Origin of the sequence: Pedobacter planticolens, from assembly GCF_014172375.1 — a bacterium.
Lineage (GTDB): Bacteria > Bacteroidota > Bacteroidia > Sphingobacteriales > Sphingobacteriaceae > Pedobacter > Pedobacter planticolens.
Map to the genome: position 1 here is coordinate 828,723 of NZ_WNXD01000002.1, position 24,233 is coordinate 852,955.

The following is a 24,233-nucleotide window of genomic DNA, read 5'->3' on the forward strand; positions in this document are numbered from 1 at the left end:
TGGCGAACCAATTTTGCAGAGATAGCTTAAATCTTATATTTACGACATGAATAATCTTTTAGTCCTAATTCAATGTAAAGACAGCGTTGGATTAGTAACCAACATCACTAGGGTTTTAGCACAACATCAATTAAATATTATCGCTATGCGTGAATTTGTTGACGAAGTAGAACAGAAGTTTTTTACCCGAATTGAGTGTAGTGGAATAGTTGAAAATCATAGCAGTTTAAAACTAGAATTATTAAATAATTTGCCAGCAGCAGCTGATGTTTACCTCGTTCCGAAAGCAGAAAAAAACATAGCATTGTTGGTTACGAAAGAATTTCATTGTTTGGCAGATATTTTAGTGAGAGCTACCTTTAAAACACTAGGAGCAAACGTTAAATGTATAATTGGGAACCACGAAATCTTAAAAGAATTTGCTGAGAAATTTGATATTCCATTTTTTTTTGTTTCACATGAAGATAAAAGCAAAGCTGATTTTGAAAATGAAATAGCCAGTGTATTATCAAATTATCAATTAGATTATATTGTGTTGGCGAAGTTTATGCGAATTCTTTCACCGGATTTCATAGCTCAGTATTCGAATAAAATTATCAATATTCATCACTCATTTTTACCTGCATTTATTGGGGCAAATCCATATAAACAAGCTTTTGAAAGGGGCGTGAAAATTATAGGCGCAACAGCTCATTTTGTGACTAATAATTTGGATGAAGGACCTATTATTTCTCAACAAACTATCCATGTTAATCACACTTTAGATGCTAAACAAATGGCTGTTGCTGGTAGAGAAATTGAAAAAGCAGTTTTGAGCAAAGCATTAGAACAAGTTTTAGAAGATCGTGTTTTTGTGAGTGGAAATAAAACGATTGTTTTTGAATAAGTTTTAGCCACAGATTAGCAGATTACTGAATCTTAATCTGCTAATCTGTAGCTAACAAATAAATATTACAAACTCCTCACTACCATTTCTCCAGCTTCTTGTCCTGTTTGGCTTCCGATTGCTATTCCCATTCCGTTGCAACGAACGGCACAAAATACATTAGGTTTTACTTCCTTAATAATTGGCGATAATTGAGCGCCAAAAGCCATAATACCACTCCATTTTTGCTCTATTTCAAAATCAGTTTCTGGTAAAATCACTTCTTTTAATAAATTAACTAAAGCATTTTGAACCAATTCTGTTTCGCCAAATTCAGTAGTTTCTTCAGTTTTAAAATCTAAATTTCTACCACCACCTAAAAGGATTCTATTATCAATATTTCTAAAATAATAATAGCCTTTATCGTAATGAAAAGTTCCTTTAATTTTTAAGTTTTGAATTGGTTTGGTTACAATCACTTGCCCACGACCTGGTGTAATGGCTAAATCTGGCAATAATTCATTTACAAAAGCATTGGTAGCTAACAAAACTCTTTTGCAAGTAAAATCCTCGTGGTTTGTTTTAATTACCATGCCATTACTTTCTTGCAAAAGCTCTTCAACCTTACAATTATTATAAACTTGAACTCCAGCAGCTAAAGCTTTAGCTAAAAGTGCTTTCATCATCATTCCAGGATCTATTTGTGCTTCTAAATTATTTTCAATAAGCAAATTAATATCCTTAAAGCCAAATGAATTAATTTTGGCATTAGCTAAAGAATACGTGTCTTTTTGCAGCACAATATCCTCAATTAACGAGTTAAAATGGCTCAATTTTGCTACACATTCATTAGCTAAATCATGCTGCTCAGGTTTAAATAACTCAAAACCCCCATTATTTTGAAAAGAAATATGTTCATCACCCAACAAATGTCTAAGCTTTAAAAGTCCTTTCCATCTTTTCGAAATCAATTTATGTAGCCCATCAGTTCCGCTTAATTTTTCTTGTTCTATCAATTCTGAAATACTTCCAAAACAAGCAAAACCTGCATTTTTTGTGCTTGCTCCTGAGGGTAAAAATCCACTCTCTAGTACTAATACACTTGTTTTTGGACTTTCTGATTTAATTGCAATTGCAGCGTTCAAACCCACAATTCCACTACCAATTATGACTACATCAGCATGAAAGAAATTCTTTTTTTCCCAGTAGGATAAGTTATGAAGCATAATAAACGAATTGTAATTTTTTTATGTCTGTTAAATATGGGAACACTTTTTGATTTAAAGATATTGAAAAACATACACTACCGATATGGGAACCTATTTAATTTTATTCATCCCGATACTATTCATTAGCATGTTTGTGCAATGGCGATTTAGAAATAAATTTACAAAATATGCAGAAACCCAGCTGAGTTCTGGTTTATCAGGGAAAGAAGTAGCTGAAAAAATGCTACGAGATAATGGCATCTACAATGTAAATGTAATGAGTTTAGAGGGTCAGCTCACCGATCACTATAATCCAGCCGCATTGACGGTTAATTTAAGTACAGATGTTTATTACGGCAGAAGTGTTGCCGCCGCCGCAGTAGCAGCACATGAATGTGGACATGCCGTACAACATGCAAAATCGTACCATTGGTTGCAATTGCGCTCTAACATGGTGCCGGTTGTAAGTATTTCTTCTAACCTTTTGCAATGGGTGCTAATTATTGGTGTGTTATTAATTGGTTTTACCGGAAATCCATTGGTGTTGGGAATTGGCGTAGCAGGATTGGCTTTAGTAACTATATTTAGCATTATAACCCTTCCTGTAGAATTTGATGCCAGTAAAAGAGCTTTGCTTTGGTTGAGAAATAATCATAGTGTAATGCAAAGCGACGAAGAAAATGTGCAAGCAAAAGATGCGCTTTGGTGGGCGGCAATGACTTATGTAATCGCTGCGTTAGGCGCATTAGCGAATTTGTTATACTACGCATCAATGCTATTTGGCAGAAGCCGAAATTAAAAGAAAATATACCTATGAAAAACTAAGGGATGATAATTAATTTATCGTCCCTTTTTTGTCTTTTTATGCAGTACGTCTTTTCGACCGTCGTGGAGAAATCTTTGAACAATGTTTCACTTCAGCAATGTTCAGCATGAAAAAACTTAATTTAATTTATAAGGAACAATCAATTGAAATTCTGGAATATCAACCTCGAAACTGGTTTCATCAACCAAACGATTCATCGAATAATGGCCACGCATACTGCCAATATCTGTTTTAAGGTTGCAACCAGAAACGTAAGAATAGTTTTTGCCGGGTTCAATTATAGGCTGAACACCAACCACACCTTCTCCTTCAACTTCTCTAACAGAGCCGTTCGAATCGAAGATAAACCATTGGCGACGCATTAATTGTATTGCATAATCAGACAAGTTTTCTATTTCTATGCGGTAAGCAAACATGTAATGTTCGTTAGCCGGATTAGAATGCTCGTCTTGGTAAATGGTTTCTACCGAAATTTTTACACCTTGTGTTATAGCTGTAACCATTTGTTAAATTTATAAATTGCTTTTCAATAATCAAGCCATTTCTGAAAATGATAATACACGCTCATATTTTTCTGCCACTTCGTCTAAAATTTGATGGATGGTTTCAATATTTTCTTCCTTTACCAGCTGCATTCGATACGGTTTAAAATCAGGCAAACCTTTAAAATAATTAGCATAATGACGTCTCATCTCAAAAACACCCACTTTTGGGCCTTTCCATTCTATAGATTTATCTAGGTGAGTTCGACAAGCTACAATCCTTTCGTCTAATGTTGGACCTGGCAAATGTTCACCAGTTTTAAAGAAATGTTTTACTTCACGGAAAATCCAAGGATAGCCAATTGCGGCTCTTCCAATCATAATTCCATCTACCTCATATTCCATTCTCCAAGCTGCGGCTTTTTCTACACTATCTACGTCGCCATTGCCAAAAATTGGAATTTTAACACGCGGATTGCGTTTAATTTCTCTAATTAATGTCCAATCGGCCTCGCCTTTATACAATTGCGCTCTTGTGCGACCGTGAATAGTTAAGGCTTGAATACCTATGTCCTGCAGCCTTTCAGCAACTTCCTCTACGTTTTTGGTATTATCATCCCAGCCTAAACGAGTTTTAACAGTAACGGGCAAATGCGTTGCTTTTACAACAGCTTCTGTCATTTTAACCATTTTATCAATGTCTTGCAACAAAGCAGAACCCGCACCACGACAAGCCACGTTTTTAACTGGACAGCCATAATTGATATCCATAATATCTGGACCAGCCAGCGTTGCAATTTCAGTCGCTTCACGCATGCTTTCGATATCACTACCAAAAATCTGAATCCCAATCGGTCTTTCGTATTCAAAAACATCCAGTTTCTGACGGCTTTTTGCCGCATCGCGGATTAAACCTTCGGAAGAAATAAATTCTGTATACATCAAATCGGCCCCGCCTTGCTTGCACACATAACGGAAAGGCGGATCGCTCACATCTTCCATCGGCGCTAGTAACAAAGGGAACTCTCCCAAATCTATATTTCCTATCTTTACAGACATTTCTCTATCTTCAAACCAAAATTTTTTACAAAGTTACGGATTTTACAAATAATGCAAGTTACACAAACGTCAAGAGAAGAAATTAGCCCGTTTTTACAGCTCTTAATATTAGGGGGTTACGCTGTTGTAGGCGTAGTGATAGCCATGATTATTGGATTTTTAATCTGCTTAGGAATTTACGGATTAGATTTATTGCATAACACAGGGTGGATGACTGGAGACGATTTAAAGAATGTTGGCGCTTTAAAAATATTACTTACAGCGCAACAAATAGGACTTTTCTTAGCTCCGGCAATATTTTTAGGGATCACCGAAGGAAAAAGACCACAACATTTTTACGGCATGAAAATGCCAAGAGCAAACCTCCTATTATTGGTTTTTTTACTGATGCTTTGTTCAACACCAATTTTAGGATTGGTAAATGAATTAAATCAGAAAATGGCATTACCAGATTCTTTGAAATGGTTAATGGATTGGATGAGAAGAATGGAAGACGAAGGCGCAAAAACTACTGAAGCCATTTTAAAAATGAATTCTACCGGGGGATTTTTAATAAATCTATTGGTAATTGCCATTATACCAGCAATTTGTGAGGAATTTATATTTAGAGGAGCTTTACAACGTACTTTTTTACGATTAATTAAAAATCCGCACATCGCTATTTGGACATCAGCAATTATTTTTAGCACGATACATTTTCAGTTTTTTGGATTTTTCCCAAGGCTATTTTTGGGCGCAGCATTTGGCTACATCTATTTTTGGACGGGTAGCATTTGGTATACCATTTTTGCTCACTTTTTAAACAATGGTTATGCCGTAGCCGTTGCTTGGTATTTACAAAAGCACAATTTACCAATAACTAGCGATGACGGAACTTCTGTTGCTTGGTACGGCTATTTAATTAGTGCAATATTAACCATAGCTTTGTTTTGGATTTTAAAAGAGAAATCAACAGAGAAAAACACTCAACAACCCACAAATTTTTAAATGAAGACAAGAGCAATAACCGCTTTCTTTTTTACCCTAGTGATGCTTGGCTCACTAATAAATGGCTACGCTTTTACAGGATTTTATTTAGTTTTAAGCATCATTGCGCTTTTAGAGTTTTATAAATTAGTTAAAACTTCGGGCATTCGCCCACACAGGAATATTGCGGTTGTAGCTGCGGCAATTATCTTTTTATTAACCGCAAGCTATCATTATTTTCAGTTCGAATTAAAGTATTTACTGCTTATCGTTCCGCTTATATTTTCGGTATTTATTTTCGAATTATATAAAAAGGAGAAAATCCCATTTGCTAATATTTCTTACACCTTTGTTGGTTTTATTTATGTCACCGTTCCTTTCTGCTTCTTTTATTCTTTAGGCTTTTTGGCCGATTTTAATCAGTATAATTTTCATTTACCGCTTGCATTTTTATTGTTGCTTTGGGCAAATGATACAGGAGCATATTTATTTGGCGTAAAATGGGGGAAACACCGATTATTTGAGCGTCATTCTCCAAAAAAATCATGGGAAGGCTTTTTTGGCGGAATGTTTACCAGCCTCGTGGTTTCTTATTTGATTTCTTTACAGTTTCCCGAAATGAAGCCTATCGTTTGGGCAGGTATGTCTATTTTAATTGTGTGTTTCGGTACGCTTGGCGATTTAGTAGAATCAATGCTGAAAAGAAGCCTTGACGCAAAAGATTCCGGTAGTTTTTTACCTGGACATGGCGGATTTTTAGATCGCTTTGATGGCTTATTAATTGCTGCACCAGTTGTTTATGTTTATTTGTATTTGATATTGTATTAGGCGTCTGTAACAAATCAATAACAGCCATACATTACTTTGCTTTCTCTTTTATATTTGATTTATTATCAACTAAACTAAACCTCATGTCAAAACTTTACCAACGAAGTTTGTTGCTTATTGCGCTGTTTTTTTGTGCTCAAATCGCGATAGCGCAAAATATTCCGACCCCAAAAGAGCATTTTGGCTTTAACATTGGCGATGATTATCAGCTCGCAAATTACACCCAAACAGAAGCGTATTTTAAAAAACTGGCAGAAACATCAAAAAGAGTAAAACTAGTAGATATTGGTAAAACCGAAGAAGGGAGATCTCAATATATGTTGATCATTACTTCGCCAGAAAACCAAAAGAACTTAGCAAAATATAAAGAGATTTCTCAAAAATTAGTACACGCCGAAGGGTTAACTCCCGAGCAAGCTAAAGCATTGGCGGCAGAAGGAAAAGCCGTGGTGTGGATTGATGGAGGTTTACATGCAAATGAGGTAGTTGGCGCACATCAGTTAATACAAATGGCATATAATCTTTCAAGCAGAACGGATGCAGAAACCACTAAAATATTGGATAATGTAATTGTGTTGATGACACATGCTAATCCAGATGGACAGGAATTAGTGAGCAATTGGTACATGAGAGAAAAAGATCCAAAGAAAAGATCAATTAATGGACTTCCTCGGTTGTACGAAAAATATGCTGGCCATGATAATAACAGAGATTTCTTTATGTTAAATCTAAAAGAAACTCAAAATATTGGTCGCCAACTTTTTGTAGAATGGATTCCGCAAATTATGTATAACCACCATCAAGCTGGACCAGCAGGAACGGTTGTAGCTGGGCCACCTTACCGCGACCCGTATAATTATGTTTTCGATCCAATAATATTAACAAGTATAGATGCCGTTGGTGCTGCAATGCACAATAGAATGAATGTTGAAGCTAAGCCTGGTTATACACAACGTGGCGGTTCTGTGTTTTCTACGTGGTATAATGGTGGATTAAGAACGACTACTTATTTCCACAACATGATTGGTTTATTAACCGAAATTGTGGGTAGTCCAACGCCATCAGATATTCCTTTGGTACCATCTCGTTTATTGCCAAATGGCGACTCTCCAAATCCGGTTTTACCACAGAAATGGTATTTTAAAAACTCAATCGATTATTCGGTTTCCTTAAACTACGCAGTGTTAAATTATGCCCAACGTTATAGCGACGAATTGCTGTATAATATTTATCAAATGGGTAAAAATTCAATTGATAGAGGAAGTAAAGACACTTGGTCATTTTCACCTAAAAAGATTGACGCCATTAATGCTGCCGCACAAGCAGGAAAATCAACTAGCACAACAGCACAAGGTGGAGGTTTTGAAGGAAGAGGCGGAATGTCTACCAAATACTTAGATACAGTGATGAAAAATCCAGCTAATCGCGATGCGAGAGGATATATCCTTTCTGCAGATCAGCCAGATTTTACTACCGCTATTCGCTTCTTAAATGCATTGATTAGAACAGGTATTTCCGTTCAAAAAGCAACTGCTCCATTTACCGTTGCTGGCAAAAATTATCCTGCTGGAAGTTATGTAGTTAAAACCGATCAAGCTTTTCGTCCGCATGTTTTAGATATGTTCGAACCACAAGATCACCCGAATGATTTTAAATATGAAGGCGGTCCGCCAATTGCCCCTTATGATGCCGCAGGTTGGACATTAGCGTATTTAATGAATGTAAAATTCGATAGAATCCAAGATAAATTTGATGGTCCGTTTGAGAAACTACCTTACGGAGAATTATTAAAAGCATCACCAAAAGCATTGCCTTCGGGTAGCGGGTACGTGTTAAGTTCATCAGCTAATGAAAGCTATTTAGCGGTTAACGAATTGTTAAAAGGTGGCGCAGAAGTTTATCGCAATACAGCGGATGGCTCATTTTATGTGCCAGCATCTGCGAAAGCGAAAAGTATATTAGATAAAGCCGAACATGGTTTTGGAATGAGAATTACAGCAGCACAAAAACCTGCAAAAGCAGTTAAACTAACTCCTTCTCGTATTGCATTATGGGATACATATGGTGGTTCAATGGATTCTGGGTGGATTCGCTTTATTATGGAACAATATCACTTTGATGCAACCGTAATTTATGCTCCAGATATTGATGCAGGAAACTTGAAAGACAAATACGATGTGCTAATTTTTGTTGATGGTTCTATTCCGGCATACAATCCAAATGCAACGGCTGGTTTCGGCGGAAGAGGTGGTTTTGGTATGCCAGCTCCAGAAACTATTCCAGAAGAATACAGAGCTCATTTAGGGAGAATAACTCAGGATAAATCAATTCCTCAATTAAAGAAATTTTTAGAAGCCGGAGGGGAAATTGTCGCTATTGGTACCGCGACTAATTTAGCGGCACACTTAAATTTGCCAGTTCGCAATGCGATGGTAGAATTGACAGGAGGCGTAGAAAAAAGATTACCAGCAGAGAAATATTACGTGCCAGGCAGTGTTTTAAATGTTTCGCTAGATAAAAATCAACCAGCAAATTGGGGTATGGATAACACTGCGGATGTTTATTTCGATAACAGTCCTGTATTTAAATTAAGCGCAGATGCTGTATCAAGTGGAAAAATTAAACCTTTAGCTTGGTTTGCTAACGCAACGCCTTTGCGTAGCGGTTGGGCATGGGGACAAAGTTATTTACAAGATGGTGTTGCTGCTTTTGAAGCAGATTATGGAAAAGGAAAATTATTTGCCTTTGGCCCAGAAATTACGTTTAGAGCGCAAACTCACGGAACGTTTAAATGGATGTTTAACCAATTGTATAAGTAAAGACTTAGTCACAGCTCTGCAATGATGAAAACTTGAAAACCTCACTAACATTTTTGTTAGTGGGGTTTTTACTTTTAGCTTACCATTCCAAAAATCATCAAGGTTATCTTTGTAGTATGAAAGTAGAAATTTGGTCTGATGTAATGTGTCCGTTTTGCTATATCGGTAAAAGACATTTTGAAAAAGCGATTGAAAAATTACCGTTTAAAAATGAAGTTGAAGTAGAATGGAAAAGTTTTCAGCTTAATCCAGAATATCACAATACAAATAACGAAGATTTATACACATATTTGGCGAGAAGCAAAGGCATGTCTTTGGAACAAGCTAAACAAATGACGGGACAAGTAGTTGAAATGGCTTCAAATGTTGGATTAGATTTAAACTTTGCAACAAATATTCCAGCCAATTCTTTTGATGCACATCGGTTTTTACATTTTGCCAAAAGCAAAGGTTTACAAGATCAAGCGGAAGAAGCGCTATTTAATGCTCATTTTATGGGCGCAAAAGATATTGCTAAACACGAAACACTAATCAGCATTGCTGAAGAATTAGGATTGGATAAGGACGAAACCACAGCAGTTTTGCAAGGCGATGATTTTGCAGAAGCAGTTCGTTACGATATTTATGAAAGTCAGCAATTAGGTGTTAGAGGAGTTCCTTATTTTGTGCTCGATAGAAAATATGCATTATCTGGCGCACAACCAATTGAAGCTTTTGAACAAGCAATTACGCAAAGTTTTACCGAATGGAAAGCAGCTCAGCCAACAACACAACTGAAATCGTTAAATAAAAATGATGATGCAGTTTGCGATGAAAATGGGTGCGAGATATAACTAAGACGCTCGTCATTGCGAACTGAAGCAAGGGAAAAGTGGTGGAGTGAAGCAATCTTTATCGCACGATAGATTGCTTCGTCATTCTTCCTCGCAATGACGCCCTAATTATTTATTTCTTCAATCCCTCTAACAAATACTCCAAGCCATTTAACTTAATTTCATACATGGTGGCTAGTAAATGTCCTAATCTCCCAGGAGGAAAACCTTGACTATGAAACCAAACTAAGTATGATTCTGGTAAACGTGAAATTACCCAGCCTTTATACTTACCAAAAGGCATTTTCATGGTAATTAACTCATTTAACATTTGTGGATCCATACTTTGGTTTTAACGTTGCTATCTAAATACTAACTACTAATAACTCGACACTATAAAATCATTTCCAACATTTCGATTGCTTCGTCAATATTGGTAATGTTATCGAAAGAAATTCGCAAACTATCTTTTACTTCTTTTAAATTACACAAACGTGGATGAATTTGTGCAAAAGCTAAAATCTTATTAAACACCTCCGAATCGAAGAATTTAGATTGTTTATCGCTCACAAAATAACCACGTAAAATATTTTTCTTAAAGCTCAATTTTTCAAAGCCTAAGCGTTTGCCAACCCATTGTAAACGCAAAACTTTTAGCATCACTTTTACTGGCTGCGGAACTGGCCCAAAACGATCTTTTAGTTCTTGCTCAAACGCTACTAACTCGTTTTCATTTTCTAGTTTCGAAAGTTCGGTGTATAAATTATATCGTTCTGCAATACTCGTCACATAATCATCTGGAATATGTAATTCCAAATCTGTATCAACTTGAGTAAAGTTCACAAAAGCTCGCTGCGGCTCGTCCTTAAATAAATCTTTAAACTCAGCATCTTTCAATTCCTGTATCGCTTCATCTAATATTTTATTATACATTTCGAAACCAATTTCAGCAATAAACCCACTTTGCTCACCGCCCAATAAATTTCCGCTTCCACGTATATCTAAATCACGCATAGCGATGTTAAATCCACTTCCTAAATCTGAAAATTCTTCAATAGCACTTAGTCTTTTTCTAGCTTCGTTAGTTAAAGTTGATAAAGGCAAGCTCAATAAATAACAAAATGCTTTTTTATTAGAACGACCCACACGGCCACGCATCTGGTGCAAATCGCTCAAGCCAAACATGTGTGCGTGGTTAATGATAATTGTATTTGCGTTCGGAATATCTAATCCAGCTTCGATAATTGTGGTCGCTACCAACACATCTTTTTCACCATTAATAAAATCGAGCATTACATCCTCCAACTGATCGCCATCTAATTGTCCGTGTGCAATGCCAATTCTAGCTTTCGGCACTAAAGTTTGAATTAATCCGCCCAACTGTTTCAAATCGTTCACACGATTGTGAATAAAGAAAACCTGACCGCCTCTATCCAATTCAAACTGTACTGCTTCCTGAATTAATTTATCATTAAAAACATGTAATTCTGTATTAACCGCTTGTCTATTTGGCGGTGGCGTACTCATAATCGATAAATCTCGAGCACCCATTAAAGAGAAATGCAAAGTTCTAGGGATTGGTGTTGCCGTTAACGTAAGCGTATCCACATTTACACGTAAAGCTCGAAGTTTTTCTTTAGCAGCTACGCCAAATTTTTGTTCCTCATCGATAATCATGATTCCCAAATCTTTAAACTTAACATCTTTACTTAACAAGCGATGCGTGCCAATTACAACATCAACTTTTCCGCTTGCTACACGTTCTAAAGTGTCCTTAATTTGTTTCGAAGTTTTAAAACGATTAATATAGTCTACCGTACATGGAAACTCTTTTAAACGCGACGAAAACGTTTTAAAATGCTGTAAAGCTAAAATAGTAGTAGGAACTAAAATTGCTGCCTGTTTACCATTTGCTACTGATTTAAAAGCTGCACGAATAGCAATTTCTGTTTTCCCAAAACCCACATCTCCGCAAACCAAACGATCCATTGGATGCGGCGCTTCCATGTCTTTTTTTACATCGGCAGTTGCCTTAACTTGATCGGGCGTATCTTCGTAAATAAATGAGGCTTCGAGTTCAGTTTCTAAATAGCCGTCGGGTGCAAAAGCAGTACCAACCTGAGTTTTTCTCATCGCATACAGCTTGATTAAGTCTCGGGCAATGTCTTTAACTTTTTTTTTTGTGGTTTTTTTGAGCTTGTCCCAAGCTTCGGTGCCCAATTTGTTCATTTTGGGCTGAGTACCATCTTTTCCGCTAAATTTCGCAATGCGATTTAAGGAGTTGATATTCACATACAACAAGTCATTATCGGCATATACCAAACGAATCATTTCTTGGGTTTTGCCATTTACTTCTACTTTCTCTAAACCAGCGTATTTTCCAATTCCATGATCAATATGCGTCACAAAATCACCAGGCTTTAATTCTCGTAAATCTTTAAGCGTAATCGCTTGGCTTCGCTGATAACCTTTCTTTAATTGATATTTATAAAAACGATCAAATATCTGATGATCGGTATAAAAAGCAACTTTTTGCTGCGCATCTAAAAACCCTTCGCGAAGCGGAATATTTACCGGAGTAAATTTGGCAGTTTTATCAATATCATCTAAAATCGCATACAAACGTTCGGTTTGCTTGGTCGAATTAGTGAAAATGAAATTATGAATATGCTGACTTTCGTTCTCTTTTAAATTCTTAATTAAAAGATCAAAATCTTTATTGAAAGAAGGCTGCGGTTTAGTTTCGAATTGAATTATATCATCCGTTTGATAGAAAAACTGTTTGCCAAATTCTATTAACGAAAAATCCTGAAATAAATCCGACAGCATTTTTTCATCAGTAAAAGAGAACTTTGGATCTAACCAATTCGGATTTTGCTGTTTTTCGGCAATGCCCAACGCTTTCCAAAGTTCTACAGCTTTTTTATATCCACCCTTAACTATGTCGATGGTATATTCTACATCTTTAAACCAAAGCTGCGTGTCTTTTTCTATATAATCCAACAGGCTGATGTTGTTTTCTGTCAAGAATTTAGCTTGTACATTGGGTACGATGGTTAAACTTTTTACATCATCTACAGAAAGCTGACTTTCAATTTCAAAAGTTCTAATACTTTCAACTGTATCGCCAAAAAATTCGATGCGATAAGGTAATTCGTGTGAAAAAGAGAAAATATCTACAATACCACCACGAATAGAAAATTGCCCAGGTTCATACACAAAATCAGACCGTTCGAAATCGTATTCAAATAAAAACTCATTGATGAAATCGATGCCTAAAGAGATACCAACACTAATTTCTAAAGTGTTTTTTTCTAGGACTGAACGGTCAATTACCTTTTCGGCCAATGCCTCCGGATAAGTAACTACAATTTTTCCATATTCAGATTGATGGTTAAGCTCGTTTAAAACTTCGGCCCTAGCCAATACATTTGCGGTATCTATTTGGGTAAACTCAAAAGATTTTCTAAATGATGAAGGAAAAAATAAGACTTCTTTATCCAATATTCCCTCTAAATCTGACAAAAAATAAGATGCTTCTTCTCTGTTTGGCAGAATAAAAAGCTGTGGTTTGTGTAGTAAAAAATAAATTGAAACAGCAATTACGGCATCGGCAGAGCCCACCAATCCCTTTAGTTGGGTTTTAGTTCCCTTACTTTTATTTAACGATTGCGCTAAGGCAACAACACGATCGTCTGTTTTGTATCTGTTAATCAGGTCGCGAATATTCACTACGTAAAGGTAAAAAATTATTGCGTAATAGACAGGTAAACAGCAAATATGAATATGGTTTCTTCGAGGCAACTAGCGGTTTGGTCGAGATTTTTTTTAGTTTCGTCGAATTGAATTTAATAGCAGTAACAAAAAACTTAACATTGTTTCTAAATAATATAAAACGCGAAACATGAAGTACATTAAAAGCTTTCCGCTAGAGTTATTTTTCTGGGTTTTAGCTTTAATATTGTTGGCAACAGCAAACCCTCATGAGCACCATTTCACATTTTGCCCTTTGGCAAATTTAGGAATAACATGGTGTCCAGGATGTGGATTAGGAAGGTCGATTAGCGCATTGTTTCACGGAGATATAAGTGCAAGTTTTTCTTATCATTGGTTCGGTATACCAGCTTTAATTTTGATTTTCTACCGCATTTATCAACTCACCAAACAAGTATTTAATAAACAAAAAGGATTTAATTTAAATTATAAGGAGGATTAGCAATGTTTGACGCACAATTTATGGCATTACCGGGCATAAGCCCACAAGAATATAGTTACTTACAAAACGCCACCAATGGCTTAAATGAGCAACAGGTAAGGACTTTTTTAATGATTTATTCGGGCAAAAGAAAAAATCCAAGCGATATGCTTTTGTTCTGTGTAATTGGGCTTTGTCTGGTTCCAGGATTGCAAAGGTTCATCATCGGACAAATAGGAATGGGTATTTTATATTTATTCACTGCTGGATTATGTTTAATCGGATCAATTGTAGATATCATTAACCACAAAGAATTGGCATTTGAGCACAATCAGAAAATGGTTTTCGAAAGCTTGCAAATGACAAGAATGAGTAATTTTCAATAAACTACACACACAAATTTTATAAATAATCCTTATCTGTTTAAAAACGGGTAAGGATTTTGTTATTTTTATAGAATGAAGTTATCTGAGATTACCAATTTCCTCGAAAATATTGCGCCTCTTAATTATCAAGAAGATTATGATAATTCTGGGTTAATCGTTGGAAGTGCAAATGATGAAATTCATGCTGCTTTAGTAGCATTAGATTGTACAGAACAGATTGTTGATGAGGCAATTGCTAAAAATTGTAATTTAATCATCACTCACCATCCGATAGTTTTTAAAGGATTAAAAAAGTTTAACGGCAAAACATATGTAGAGCGAGTTGTGCTAAAAGCGATAAAAAATAACATTGCTCTGTATGCAATTCACACTAATCTAGATCATGTGGCTCATGGGGTGAGTGGAGAAATCTGCAAAAGATTAGAGATACAAAATGCAAAAATCTTAGCGCCTAAAAGCAATCTACTTAAAAAACTGGTGACTTTTTGCCCTACGGCAAAGGCCGATGAAGTTAGAAATGCGTTATTCGCCGCAGGGGCAGGAAATATTGGTAACTATAGCGAATGTAGTTTTAATGCCGAAGGAGAAGGAACATTTAAAGGAAATGAAGAAACCAATCCTTTTGTAGGCGAAAAAGGAGCACAACATCATGAAGAAGAAGTAAGGATTGAAACGATTTTTAAAGCGCAAGACGAGCGAAAAATTTTGTTGGCTTTGTTAGAGAATCATCCTTACGAAGAAGTGGCGTATGATATTTATCCGTTGGCAAACAAATTAGAAAACGTAGGCGCTGGAATGGTTGGTTGGTTATCGCTAGAAATGGATAGTGTTGATTTCCTCCACCTTGTGAAAGAAAAAATGCAAGCAAAAGTGATTAGACACACGGAATTATTGCCAAAAAGGATAAAGAAAGTGGCTGTTTGTGGCGGTTCAGGCAGTTTTTTGTTAAAAGATGCCATTGCTGCTGGCGCTGATGCGTTTATTACTGCTGACTTTAAATATCATGAATTTTTTGATGCTGAACAGAAACTGATTATCTGTGATATTGGTCATTATGAAAGCGAACAATTTACATCTAATTTGTTGATAGATAATATTCAAGAAAAATTTCCTAACTTTGCAATCCGTTTAACGGAGCATAATACAAACCCCATAAATTATTTCATTTAATGGAACAAACAGTAGAGCAAAAGCTAAAAGCTTTATACGAATTACAAAACATACATACTAAGATTGATAAAATTCGCCAAGTAAGAGGTGAATTGCCAATGGAAGTAGCTGATTTAGAGGACGAAGTAGCTGGATTAGAAACACGTATACAAAAAATCAAAGCTGAATTAGACGATACTGAAGACGCTATTGTTAACCGTAAAAACATGATTAAAGAAGCACAAGCTTTAATCAAAAAATACGAAAAACAATTAGAAGACGTAAAAAATAACCGCGAATACGATGCTTTAACTAAAGAAGTTGAGATTCAAAATTTAGATATTCAGGTTTCAGAGAAAAAAATCAAAGAACATGGTTTCGAGATTGCTTCTAAAACTGAAATCTACGATCAAGCTTTGGCAAATATCGAATCAAGAAAAGGTGATTTAGAGATTAAAAAAGGTGAGTTAGCAACAATCACTTCAGAAACTGAAAAAGAAGAACAAGCGTTAGTTAAAAAAGCTGATAAAGCAGAAACTCAAATCGAAGAGCGTTTATTAACGGCCTACCACAGATTAAGAGGTAATGCTGTTAATGGATTAGCTGTTGTAACAATCGATAGAGATTCTTGTTCAGGTTGTTTCAACCAAATTCCACCACAACGTCAATTAGATATCCGTCAACGCAAAAAAGTTATTGTTTGCGAGCATTGCGGCAGAATTTTGGTAGATGAGGCATTAACTCATGAATTAGCAGAAGCATAACAACCAAAAACCAAATATAAATACCAAGCCAGATGAAAGTCTGGCTTTTTTTGTGCGCCAAAACTTATTTTAGTCAAAACATACTAGGTTTTTTTACGTTATATAAATTCGTTAACTTAAACTTTTAAAAGCAGTTCGTATTACATGCATAAAATCAAAATGCCAAAACTTTCTACCTTCTTTTCTATATTTTCTTTTCTTTTCTTTTCGTCTTTTGTAGCTTCTGCTAATTTTGATTTTAATGCAAATTGTTTAAAAGCATATCAAAATATTTTTGAGTTAAAACTGGGTACAGCTAGGCAATTAATCGCCGCCGAAAAGAAAATCCACCCCAATAATTCGATAGTTCCATTGTTGGAAAATTATGTAGATTATTTCTATTTATTAACCACGGAAAGCAAATCTGAATTTGAGCGTTTAGAATCTAATAAAGATAATCGCATAGATCAGATTAGTGACGACGATAAAAATTCGCCTTATTGTCTTTATGCACAAGCACAAATCAATTTACAGTGGGCATTAATTAGGGGTAGATATGGGTCTTATTTTACAGCTGCGAGAGAAATAAATAAAGCCAATAGCCTATTGCAGGAAAACACTAAAAAGTTTCCAGGATTCCATTTGAATGGAATAGGGTTGGGAATAATTAACTCCGTTATGGGCGCTTTACCTGATGGTGTTTTAAAATCAACGCTTTCAACTTTCGGACTAAAGGGTAATTTGCAAACAGGTGTGAATATGCTAGATAAGCTGGCAGAAAACCTCCCTAAATCAGCCTACAAACCCTTTTATGAAGAAGCCGTTTTTAACTACGCTTATGTATTGTCAGATGTGGCACGCAGCCCATCGGCGTATGCAAAAACCATGAAATATACAGCTCGCATAGCGGATAGCAGTTTGTTAAAAGCATATTTGCAAGCCTATGTGTGCGCAAGAAATGGACATACTGATGAGGCGATAAATATATTAACGGATAGGCCTATTGGAGCGACATATCAAGCGTTTCCTTATTTGGATTATTTAATGGGAATTGCCAAATTAAATAAATTGGATTATTCGGCGGCGACTTATTTTGAACGATATTTACAAACGTATAAAGGGGTAAATTATATTAAGGATGCGAATTTACATTTAGGGTGGATTAGCCTGTTAAAAGGTGATGCAAGTGGTTTTTCAGCCTTGATGGCGAAAACTAAAACGAGTGGTTACACATATCACGAGAGGGATAAACAAGCGCTTAACGAAGCAAATGCGCCAGTGCCAAACACAGATCTGCTCAAAGCTAGATTGTTATTTGATGGAGGGTATTTAACAAAAGCATTGGCTATTTTAACAGATAGCAAAGCTGAAGATTTTGCGTCAACAAAGGATAAAACAGAGTATTATTATCGTTTAGGAAGAATAAATGATAATTTGGACAATGACGATACTGCGCTATCAAATTATCAGAATGCGATTAATACAGGTAAGAACCTAAAATACTATTATGCGGCTAAGGCTGCGGTGCAAATGGGTAAGATTTACGAAAAGAAGAAAAATTTACCTAAAGCTAAATCGAGTTTTAATACGGCGATAAACATGAAAGGTCATGAAGATGAAAACAGTATTGAAACAGAAGCAAAACAAGGCTTAAGAAGGATAGGTGGTTAAAATTTATAAACCACAGCATTAATATGCATCCCCGCACCAACAGATGCAAAAACAGCGTATTCTCCTTTTTCAATTTTATAACCGTCTACTTTACCATTTAAAACTAAATCTATTAGCGTAGGAATAGTAGCAACAGAGCTATTACCTAACCATGAAATAGTCATTGGCACCAAGTTTTCTGGAACAGAATCTAAATCATACAGCTTAAATAAGCGCTTCATTATAGCGTTATCCATTTTTCCATTCGCTTGATGAATAAATACGGTTTTTATTTTCTCTAACGGAACTCCAGATTTATCAATTGCTTTTTTTACTACTTGAGGAACATTGATAACGGCAAATTCGTATAATTTACGGCCGTTCATTTTCAAGTACGTATTTCCATTTTGTTCATTTGGATTGTTGCTTCCGCCCATAGTTAAAAGAGAGGCGTGACTTGCAAATGTTTGACTTTTATGAGCGATTATTCCCGTAGGTTCTTCGGATTCTTTTGCTTCAAAAATTACAGCGCCGGCACCATCAGAAAAAATCATGCTATCTCTATCGTGTGGATCAATAATTCTAGAAAGTGTTTCTGAACCAATAACCATTACTTTTTTGGCATCGCCACTTCTAATCAGATAATCAGCCTGTATAACTCCTTGAACCCATCCTGGACAACCAAAAATAATATCGTAAGCAACACAATCTGGGTTTTCTATTGCTAATTCTGCCTTAACTTTTGCCGCCAAAGCAGGGAGCATATCCATCCGATTTGAGCCCAATTTTACATCGCCGAAATTGTGGCAAAAAATAATATGGTCTAAAGTTTCTTTATCAACATTCCCCGCTTCTAGCGCTTTTTTAGCTGCTAAAGTAGCGATATCACTATTCAGCAAATCTGAGCATACATATCTACGCTCTACTATTTCTGTAATTTCACTAAACTTATTAATGATTTCGGTATTTTCTTTATCCAGCTTAACGCCGTTATCGAAAAAAGAAGCGCCCATAAAATGATCGCCAGAAATGATATTTTCGGGTATATAGCTCCCAGTTCCAGTAATAACCGAATAAATTTTGTTCATGTTGCCCATTCTGTACCGTATACTATTTTGGTATTTAGTATAAAAATAGTATGTTTTAATTGAAATTAAAAATAATCACGAAAAATCGTCAATTAAAAATACAAATAATTCTTTTGGACCATGAGCTCCAAGCACTAAAGTTTTTTCAATATCTGCGGTTCTACTTGGCCCGGTAATGTTGCTTACCATCGTAGGAATTTGGTTTCCGTACTTATTTTTAAGCAGTTGAAAGGCATCTTTCAAATCTAAAACTAATTGCCCAGTTCTGGCAATAACGATATGTTGATGAGGAAATATACTTAATCTACGGCCAGCAGCATTTTGATTGCTGACCATTACAGAACCATTGCGAGCAATTAAAGCTTCGCACAAGGTGATACCTACTTCGGCTTGTTCAAAATCTTTATCAGTTTGATAAAAAGGGAACTCATAATGTGTTAGTAAAGCCTGTAATTCTGGCTCCCAGCAATAGATTTTTCTCCACTTAAACTTATCGGCCAATTCGAGAATATTCTCTATAAAATCTACTCCATTTTCGCAGAAAATAAAATTACCAGCAACAGCAGTTAATTGCTCTGCAAATAAAATTTCTAGCTCTTCGGTATTGGTTTTATAAAGCTGACTTTCTTCTAAATTAGGATAAGGATTATCTCGCTTTTCGAGCAAGGCCTTCCTAATTTTTTTAAGCATAAGTTCTTTTGAAGAAATGTTCTCTTTCATAGTTGATGACCAAAAATACTTATCCTAGCCCATATAAACAAAGAAGCAACCTTAATAATTAAGATTGCTTCTTATCCTAAGTTTCTAATAAAGAAAATTATTTGCTTTCTTCTTCTGGCGTTGAAGGAGCAATAGCGTCTGTAACTCCAGAAGCAAGTAGAGATTGATCATCTACAGCAACGATATCGGCAAGTAATTCTGTCCCCTCACTATCAAAAGCACGTTTGCCAAAGATTTCTTCCAAATCTTCTTTGAAAATTACCTCAGCTACTAATAGTTTCTCAGCTAGTTTAACTAAGTTTTGTTGATTATCTGCCAAAATTTGCAAAGCTCTTTGGTATTGCTCTTCAATAATTTTACTGGCCTCTTCATCAATAATTCTTGCCGTAGCTTCAGAGTAAGGTTTGGTAAAGCTCTCCTGACCTCTAGAATCGTAGTAAGAGATATTTCCTATCTTATCGTTTAGTCCGTACATAGAAACCATCGCATAAGCCTGCTTAGTAACTTTTTCCAAATCGCTTAACGCACCAGTGCTAATTTTACCAAAGGTGATTTTCTCTGCAGCTCTACCACCCATTGTAGCACACATTTCATCTAAAATCTGCTCAGTAGTGGTAATACTTCTTTCTTCTGGCAAATACCACGCAGCGCCTAAAGATTGGCCACGAGGAACAATGGTTACCTTAATTAGTGGGTGCGCATGTTTTAATAACCAAGATACTGTTGCGTGACCCGCTTCATGGAAAGCAATGGCTTTTTTCTCTTCTTTAGTTATTATTTTATTCTTTTTCTCTAAACCACCAATAATACGATCAACTGCATCTAAGAAATCTTGTTTAGTTACAGATTCGTGTGTTTTTCTCGCAGCAATTAATGCAGCTTCATTACATAAATTCGCAATATCAGCGCCAGAAAAACCAGGAGTTTGTTTGGCCAAGAAATTAATGTCGATGTTTTCTTCTAGCTTAATTGGCTTTAAGTGCACATTAAATATTTCTTTACGCTCGTTAATATCGGGCATATCAACATAGATTTGTCTATCAAAACGACCAGGTCTCAACAAAGCACTATCTAACACATCAGCTCTATTGGTTGCGCCCATAATAATAATGCCCGAATCGGTACCGAAACCGTCCATCTCTACTAGCAATTGGTTCAAGGTATTTTCACGCTCATCATTTCCACCCATCATACTACCTTTACCTCTAGCTCTACCAATAGCGTCAATCTCATCAATAAAAATTATACAAGGAGCTTTATCCTTTGCTTGTTTAAACAAATCTCGTACACGAGAAGCTCCAACCCCTACAAACATTTCTACGAAATCAGATCCTGACAATGAGAAAAATGGAACTTGAGCTTCACCAGCAACAGCTTTAGCCAATAAGGTTTTACCAGTTCCAGGAGCTCCAACTAGTAATGCGCCTTTAGGGATTTTACCACCTAAGTTTGTATATTTTTTAGGGTTTTTAAGGAAATCTACAATTTCCATCACCTCAACTTTAGCTTCTGTTAAACCAGCAACATCATTAAATGTGATGTTTACTTGGCTTTCTTTATCAAACAAAGTAGCTTTAGATTTACCAATATTGAAGATTTGGCCACCGCCACCACCTCCGCCGCCACCCATACGACGCATCATGAAAATCCAAAGGCCGATAATAAGGAGTAAAGGAATAACGATGTTAACGAAAAGACCAGACCATGCGTTTGACTTAGTGATGGTTTCTGATTTTATTTGAAGATCTAGCGGCACTTTAGCATTAGTTTGCGAAGCTTCTAATCGTTTATCTAATGCGTCTGTTGATGGAGAATTAAATGAAACCATTGGCCCCTTGCTCGTTGTATTAAATGCATTTTTACTAGCATATTTTTTATACAACGGATCATTTTTCTTATCCTCTTTTATATAAACATCTGAAACTACAATGTCTTCAGATTTATAAGAAACAATCTTTTGAACGTTGCCCGGAATAAGCATTTCTTTTTCAAAAGTTGTATAATCTATTTTTGTAACGTTCTCAGAAGTGAATAAATACTGTACAACCAATAACCCAACAATAATTGCAGCGTAAACCCAAAAAATATTAAATTTAGAGCCCTTTTGTGGTTTTTTAGGGATATTTGGAATGCGTTTAATCTGTTTTGGTTTGGTATCTTTATTTTGATTTTCTTTCATGTTAATTCAAATGTGTGTAAACAAATTGGCTATGCGCTTTTATAAGTCGTGGTTTCTGCATCGCCCCATAAATCTTCAATTCCAAAAAACTCACGTTTTTCAGTTTTAAAGATGTGTACTACAATATCAAAGTAGTCTAATATAATCCATTCGGCATTTTCCTGACCTTCTTTATGCCAAGGATTTGTTTTGGTTAATTTATATATTTCATCTTCAACGCTATCGGCAATAGCTTTTACTTGTGTTGATGAATCGGCATTACAAACAATAAAATAGTCAGAAACTGAACTGTTTAGTTCTCTCAAATCTAAACGAACAATATCATTTCCCTTTTTTTCTTGAATGCCATGTACGGCTATTTCTGAGAGGTATGTAGAAAGGTTTGCGGTTTTCTTTTTTACCATTAAATATTTTTAATTTTGATGATCAACAAATATAAATCAACCCTTGCAAAATAACACTTTTTCAACACTATTTGTTGGTCAAAATCGCATCAAATTATTGGCGGTTGATTCTACCAATAACTTTTTAAAGGACTTGGTGTCAAAATCCGAGCCATTACCAGAGGGGACTGTAATTATGGCAGATGACCAATTTGCCGGAAGAGGTCAACAAGAAAATACCTGGCATGCCGAACCAGGAAAAAATTTAACTATCAGCATTTTATTAAAGCCAAAGTTTTTGCCGTTAAACCAGCAATTTTTGTTAAATATGGCTATCAGCATTGCTATTAATAAAGTTTTAACGGGTTATGTTGCAAATGGATTTAGCATTAAATGGCCAAATGATATTTACTATTTCGATAAAAAACTAGGTGGCATTTTAATAGAAAGCTCTGTTATCGGCAATACGATAAAAACTGCCGTAATTGGCATAGGATTAAACATAAATCAGCAAGAATTTGCTGAGGAGTTAACTAAAACAGCAACATCGTTACATCAAATTTTACAAGAAGATGTTAATTTAGAGGAGCTATTAATAGAAATTTGCAGTCAAATAGAAAGTTTGTATTTGCAGTTAAAGGCTGGTAACTATACCTTTTTAAGAGAGGCTTACGTTGATAAACTGTACAAATTGAATAAACCAGCTATATACCGACAAAATGGCGAGATTTTTGAAGGTATAATTAGAGGAGTAACCGATTTGGGATTATTGAACGTAGAACGAAACGGAGAAATAACACACTATAATTTTAAAGAAATAGAATTTTTAAATCACATATAATGAAAAGGATAACCTTAATTTTAACACTAGTATTATTTAGCGCTGTTGGTGCTTTTGCTCAATTAGAAAACCCCGTAAGTTGGGCATATTCTGCAAAAAAAATTAGCAGTACCGAAGCGGTTGTATATATAAAAGCTACAATAGAAGACGATTGGCATATTTATTCTCAGAATATAAAAGCAGGTGGTCCAAACAAAACGATTTTTACATTCGCCCCATCAAAAGATTTCTCTTTAATTGGAAAAACAACAGAGCCAAAGCCAATTACAAAATACGAAAAGGTATTTAAAATGGACGTGCTATATTTTGAAAACGAAGTGGTTTTTCAACAAAAAATAAAATTGAATAAAGGCACAACAGTTATAAAAGGAAAAGTAGAGTTTATGGTATGTAACGATAAACAATGTTTGCCCCCAAGCGAGGTAACATTTAGCGTTCCTGTTAAGTAACATTTATTAGTCTATTCAAAAAGCCTTTTGACAATGTTAAAGGGCTTTTTGTTTTTCACAACCCATAAAGCGATGAAAAAAATTGCACTTGTTTTTGCCTTCACAATTTTGAGTTGTACTGTTTTTGCACAATTAGAAAAACCGATTACATGGTCTTATTTTGCAAAAAGAGTAAACAAAACAGAAGCTGTACTTTATTTAAAAGCAAAACTTGATGGAAAATGGCATGTTTATTCTCAAAACGTAAAATCGGAAGCTATGAAGTTAAAATTTAACTATGCATACTCAAAAGATTTTACTTTGATAGGTAAAACGATTGAACCAAAACCAATTAAGAAATACGACAAAACCGTAAAGATGGATTTAGCGTATTTTGAGAAAGAAGTTGTTTTTCAACAGAAAATAAAAATGAATAAAACAGCGACAGTAGTTAAAGCAAAAATAGAGTTTATGGTTTGTAATGATAGAAGTTGCTTGCCAGCAGATGAAATTACACTTACTATTCCCGTAAAATAAATTAACGGCAGAAAAATGTAATTGTTCTGCAATGTAACTAATCCCAACCCTTGTATTCGCCGTCTTTAA

At 35.5% G+C, this 24,233-nt stretch carries 23 protein-coding genes; 14 read left to right on the forward strand and 9 right to left on the reverse strand.

All coding sequences use genetic code 11. The features are described 5' to 3' along the window. The first annotated feature begins 46 nt into the window (after nt 1-46). The gene (gene purU / locus GM921_RS12315; RefSeq protein WP_182922938.1) at nt 47-886 is read left to right on the forward strand and encodes a formyltetrahydrofolate deformylase; all 840 of its coding nucleotides are present in this window, start codon (nt 47-49) and stop codon (nt 884-886) included. A gap of 65 nt (nt 887-951) precedes the next feature. On the opposite strand, the gene GM921_RS12320 is transcribed toward purU, so the two are convergent. Beyond that, a complete protein-coding gene (locus GM921_RS12320; protein WP_182922939.1) occupies nt 952-2,091 on the reverse strand; it encodes an NAD(P)/FAD-dependent oxidoreductase in 1,140 nt (379 codons plus the stop codon). Nucleotides 2,092-2,176: 85 nt separating this feature from the next. Here GM921_RS12320 and GM921_RS12325 point away from each other — a divergent pair, with 85 nt between their 5' ends. Then, nucleotides 2,177-2,872 (forward strand): zinc metallopeptidase, encoded by a 696-nt coding sequence (locus tag GM921_RS12325; protein ID WP_182922940.1) that lies wholly within the window; start codon nt 2,177-2,179, stop codon nt 2,870-2,872. 143 nt (nt 2,873-3,015) lie between these two features. Here the strand turns inward: GM921_RS12325 and apaG are convergent, their stop codons facing one another. Together apaG and dusB are read right to left on the reverse strand one after the other, a co-directional pair. Then, nucleotides 3,016-3,402 carry a Co2+/Mg2+ efflux protein ApaG gene (gene apaG, locus GM921_RS12330; protein ID WP_182922941.1) on the reverse strand — a complete coding sequence of 129 codons (387 nt, stop codon included), beginning with the start codon at nt 3,400-3,402 and terminating at the stop codon, nt 3,016-3,018. Nucleotides 3,403-3,432: 30 nt separating this feature from the next. Next, nucleotides 3,433-4,440, reverse strand: coding sequence for a tRNA dihydrouridine synthase DusB (gene dusB / locus GM921_RS12335; protein ID WP_182922942.1), 1,008 nt, complete (start codon nt 4,438-4,440; stop codon nt 3,433-3,435). Between the two features lie 51 nt (nt 4,441-4,491). Here dusB and GM921_RS12340 point away from each other — a divergent pair, with 51 nt between their 5' ends. The 4 genes from GM921_RS12340 to GM921_RS12355 all read left to right on the forward strand — a co-directional run bounded on the left by GM921_RS12340 (nt 4,492) and on the right by GM921_RS12355 (nt 9,886). Further along, the gene (locus tag GM921_RS12340) at nt 4,492-5,427 is read left to right on the forward strand and encodes a CPBP family intramembrane glutamic endopeptidase (protein WP_182922943.1); all 936 of its coding nucleotides are present in this window, start codon (nt 4,492-4,494) and stop codon (nt 5,425-5,427) included. Next, the gene (locus tag GM921_RS12345; RefSeq protein WP_182922944.1) at nt 5,428-6,234 is read left to right on the forward strand and encodes a phosphatidate cytidylyltransferase; all 807 of its coding nucleotides are present in this window, start codon (nt 5,428-5,430) and stop codon (nt 6,232-6,234) included. Nucleotides 6,235-6,317: 83 nt separating this feature from the next. Beyond that, complete coding sequence (locus GM921_RS12350) at nt 6,318-9,053, forward strand: M14 family metallopeptidase (RefSeq protein ID WP_182922945.1); 2,736 nt, start codon at nt 6,318-6,320, stop codon at nt 9,051-9,053. Nucleotides 9,054-9,169: 116 nt separating this feature from the next. After that, nucleotides 9,170-9,886 carry a DsbA family oxidoreductase gene (locus GM921_RS12355; protein WP_182922946.1) on the forward strand — a complete coding sequence of 239 codons (717 nt, stop codon included), beginning with the start codon at nt 9,170-9,172 and terminating at the stop codon, nt 9,884-9,886. 112 nt (nt 9,887-9,998) lie between these two features. Here GM921_RS12355 and GM921_RS12360 read toward each other — a convergent pair whose 3' ends face one another. Further along, on the reverse strand, nt 9,999-10,208 hold the full coding sequence (locus GM921_RS12360; RefSeq protein WP_182922947.1) for a DUF3820 family protein: 210 nt from the start codon (nt 10,206-10,208) through the stop codon (nt 9,999-10,001). A 50-nt stretch (nt 10,209-10,258) separates the two neighbouring features. Further along, nucleotides 10,259-13,597: a transcription-repair coupling factor gene (gene mfd, locus GM921_RS12365; protein ID WP_182922948.1), complete on the reverse strand. Its 3,339-nt coding sequence runs from the start codon at nt 13,595-13,597 to the stop codon at nt 10,259-10,261. A 172-nt stretch (nt 13,598-13,769) separates the two neighbouring features. On the opposite strand from mfd, the gene GM921_RS12370 reads away from it, so the two are divergent. The 5 genes from GM921_RS12370 to GM921_RS12390 all read left to right on the forward strand — a co-directional run bounded on the left by GM921_RS12370 (nt 13,770) and on the right by GM921_RS12390 (nt 18,009). Further along, entirely contained in the window at nt 13,770-14,081 is a 312-nt protein-coding gene (locus GM921_RS12370) for a DUF2752 domain-containing protein (protein WP_182922949.1), read from the forward strand. Between the two features lie 2 nt (nt 14,082-14,083). Then, nucleotides 14,084-14,446, forward strand: coding sequence for a TM2 domain-containing protein (locus GM921_RS12375; RefSeq protein ID WP_182922950.1), 363 nt, complete (start codon nt 14,084-14,086; stop codon nt 14,444-14,446). A 72-nt stretch (nt 14,447-14,518) separates the two neighbouring features. Continuing rightward, nucleotides 14,519-15,616 (forward strand): Nif3-like dinuclear metal center hexameric protein, encoded by a 1,098-nt coding sequence (locus GM921_RS12380; protein ID WP_182922951.1) that lies wholly within the window; start codon nt 14,519-14,521, stop codon nt 15,614-15,616. Further along, nucleotides 15,616-16,359: a zinc ribbon domain-containing protein gene (locus GM921_RS12385; protein WP_182922952.1), complete on the forward strand. Its 744-nt coding sequence runs from the start codon at nt 15,616-15,618 to the stop codon at nt 16,357-16,359. The genes GM921_RS12380 and GM921_RS12385 overlap by 1 nt, the downstream gene beginning before the upstream one ends. Nucleotides 16,360-16,503: 144 nt before the next feature. Beyond that, nucleotides 16,504-18,009: a tetratricopeptide repeat protein gene (locus GM921_RS12390; RefSeq protein ID WP_235969828.1), complete on the forward strand. Its 1,506-nt coding sequence runs from the start codon at nt 16,504-16,506 to the stop codon at nt 18,007-18,009. Here the strand turns inward: GM921_RS12390 and GM921_RS12395 are convergent. The 4 genes from GM921_RS12395 to rsfS form a co-directional block, all read right to left on the reverse strand. Further along, nucleotides 18,006-19,076, reverse strand: coding sequence for a 3-oxoacyl-ACP synthase III family protein (locus GM921_RS12395; protein WP_182922953.1), 1,071 nt, complete (start codon nt 19,074-19,076; stop codon nt 18,006-18,008). The genes GM921_RS12390 and GM921_RS12395 overlap by 4 nt on opposite strands. A 75-nt stretch (nt 19,077-19,151) precedes the next feature. Further along, nucleotides 19,152-19,796 carry a LutC/YkgG family protein gene (locus tag GM921_RS12400; protein ID WP_182922954.1) on the reverse strand — a complete coding sequence of 215 codons (645 nt, stop codon included), beginning with the start codon at nt 19,794-19,796 and terminating at the stop codon, nt 19,152-19,154. A gap of 97 nt (nt 19,797-19,893) precedes the next feature. Beyond that, complete coding sequence (gene ftsH / locus GM921_RS12405) at nt 19,894-21,975, reverse strand: ATP-dependent zinc metalloprotease FtsH (RefSeq protein ID WP_182922955.1); 2,082 nt, start codon at nt 21,973-21,975, stop codon at nt 19,894-19,896. A 29-nt stretch (nt 21,976-22,004) separates the two neighbouring features. Further along, complete coding sequence (rsfS, locus tag GM921_RS12410) at nt 22,005-22,379, reverse strand: ribosome silencing factor (protein WP_182922956.1); 375 nt, start codon at nt 22,377-22,379, stop codon at nt 22,005-22,007. 43 nt (nt 22,380-22,422) lie between these two features. On the opposite strand from rsfS, the gene GM921_RS12415 reads away from it, so the two are divergent. The 3 genes from GM921_RS12415 to GM921_RS12425 all read left to right on the forward strand — a co-directional run bounded on the left by GM921_RS12415 (nt 22,423) and on the right by GM921_RS12425 (nt 24,164). Next, entirely contained in the window at nt 22,423-23,199 is a 777-nt protein-coding gene (locus tag GM921_RS12415; protein WP_182922957.1) for a biotin--[acetyl-CoA-carboxylase] ligase, read from the forward strand. Then, nucleotides 23,199-23,648 carry a protein-disulfide reductase DsbD N-terminal domain-containing protein gene (locus GM921_RS12420; protein WP_182922958.1) on the forward strand — a complete coding sequence of 150 codons (450 nt, stop codon included), beginning with the start codon at nt 23,199-23,201 and terminating at the stop codon, nt 23,646-23,648. The genes GM921_RS12415 and GM921_RS12420 overlap by 1 nt, the downstream gene beginning before the upstream one ends. A 72-nt stretch (nt 23,649-23,720) precedes the next feature. Further along, nucleotides 23,721-24,164, forward strand: coding sequence for a protein-disulfide reductase DsbD domain-containing protein (locus tag GM921_RS12425; protein ID WP_182922959.1), 444 nt, complete (start codon nt 23,721-23,723; stop codon nt 24,162-24,164). Nucleotides 24,165-24,233: the final 69 nt, after the last annotated feature.

Coding starts and splice junctions, on each gene's coding strand:
- purU (WP_182922938.1), top strand. CDS start 47: ATGAATAATCTTTTAGTCCTAATTCAATGTAAAGACAGCGTTGGATTA.
- GM921_RS12320 (WP_182922939.1), bottom strand. CDS start 2,091: ATGCTTCATAACTTATCCTACTGGGAAAAAAAGAATTTCTTTCATGCT.
- GM921_RS12325 (WP_182922940.1), top strand. CDS start 2,177: ATGGGAACCTATTTAATTTTATTCATCCCGATACTATTCATTAGCATG.
- apaG (WP_182922941.1), bottom strand. CDS start 3,402: ATGGTTACAGCTATAACACAAGGTGTAAAAATTTCGGTAGAAACCATT.
- dusB (WP_182922942.1), bottom strand. CDS start 4,440: ATGTCTGTAAAGATAGGAAATATAGATTTGGGAGAGTTCCCTTTGTTA.
- GM921_RS12340 (WP_182922943.1), top strand. CDS start 4,492: ATGCAAGTTACACAAACGTCAAGAGAAGAAATTAGCCCGTTTTTACAG.
- GM921_RS12345 (WP_182922944.1), top strand. CDS start 5,428: ATGAAGACAAGAGCAATAACCGCTTTCTTTTTTACCCTAGTGATGCTT.
- GM921_RS12350 (WP_182922945.1), top strand. CDS start 6,318: ATGTCAAAACTTTACCAACGAAGTTTGTTGCTTATTGCGCTGTTTTTT.
- GM921_RS12355 (WP_182922946.1), top strand. CDS start 9,170: ATGAAAGTAGAAATTTGGTCTGATGTAATGTGTCCGTTTTGCTATATC.
- GM921_RS12360 (WP_182922947.1), bottom strand. CDS start 10,208: ATGGATCCACAAATGTTAAATGAGTTAATTACCATGAAAATGCCTTTT.
- GM921_RS12370 (WP_182922949.1), top strand. CDS start 13,770: ATGAAGTACATTAAAAGCTTTCCGCTAGAGTTATTTTTCTGGGTTTTA.
- GM921_RS12375 (WP_182922950.1), top strand. CDS start 14,084: ATGTTTGACGCACAATTTATGGCATTACCGGGCATAAGCCCACAAGAA.
- GM921_RS12380 (WP_182922951.1), top strand. CDS start 14,519: ATGAAGTTATCTGAGATTACCAATTTCCTCGAAAATATTGCGCCTCTT.
- GM921_RS12385 (WP_182922952.1), top strand. CDS start 15,616: ATGGAACAAACAGTAGAGCAAAAGCTAAAAGCTTTATACGAATTACAA.
- GM921_RS12390 (WP_235969828.1), top strand. CDS start 16,504: ATGCATAAAATCAAAATGCCAAAACTTTCTACCTTCTTTTCTATATTT.
- GM921_RS12395 (WP_182922953.1), bottom strand. CDS start 19,076: ATGAACAAAATTTATTCGGTTATTACTGGAACTGGGAGCTATATACCC.
- GM921_RS12400 (WP_182922954.1), bottom strand. CDS start 19,796: ATGAAAGAGAACATTTCTTCAAAAGAACTTATGCTTAAAAAAATTAGG.
- ftsH (WP_182922955.1), bottom strand. CDS start 21,975: ATGAAAGAAAATCAAAATAAAGATACCAAACCAAAACAGATTAAACGC.
- rsfS (WP_182922956.1), bottom strand. CDS start 22,379: ATGGTAAAAAAGAAAACCGCAAACCTTTCTACATACCTCTCAGAAATA.
- GM921_RS12420 (WP_182922958.1), top strand. CDS start 23,199: ATGAAAAGGATAACCTTAATTTTAACACTAGTATTATTTAGCGCTGTT.
- GM921_RS12425 (WP_182922959.1), top strand. CDS start 23,721: ATGAAAAAAATTGCACTTGTTTTTGCCTTCACAATTTTGAGTTGTACT.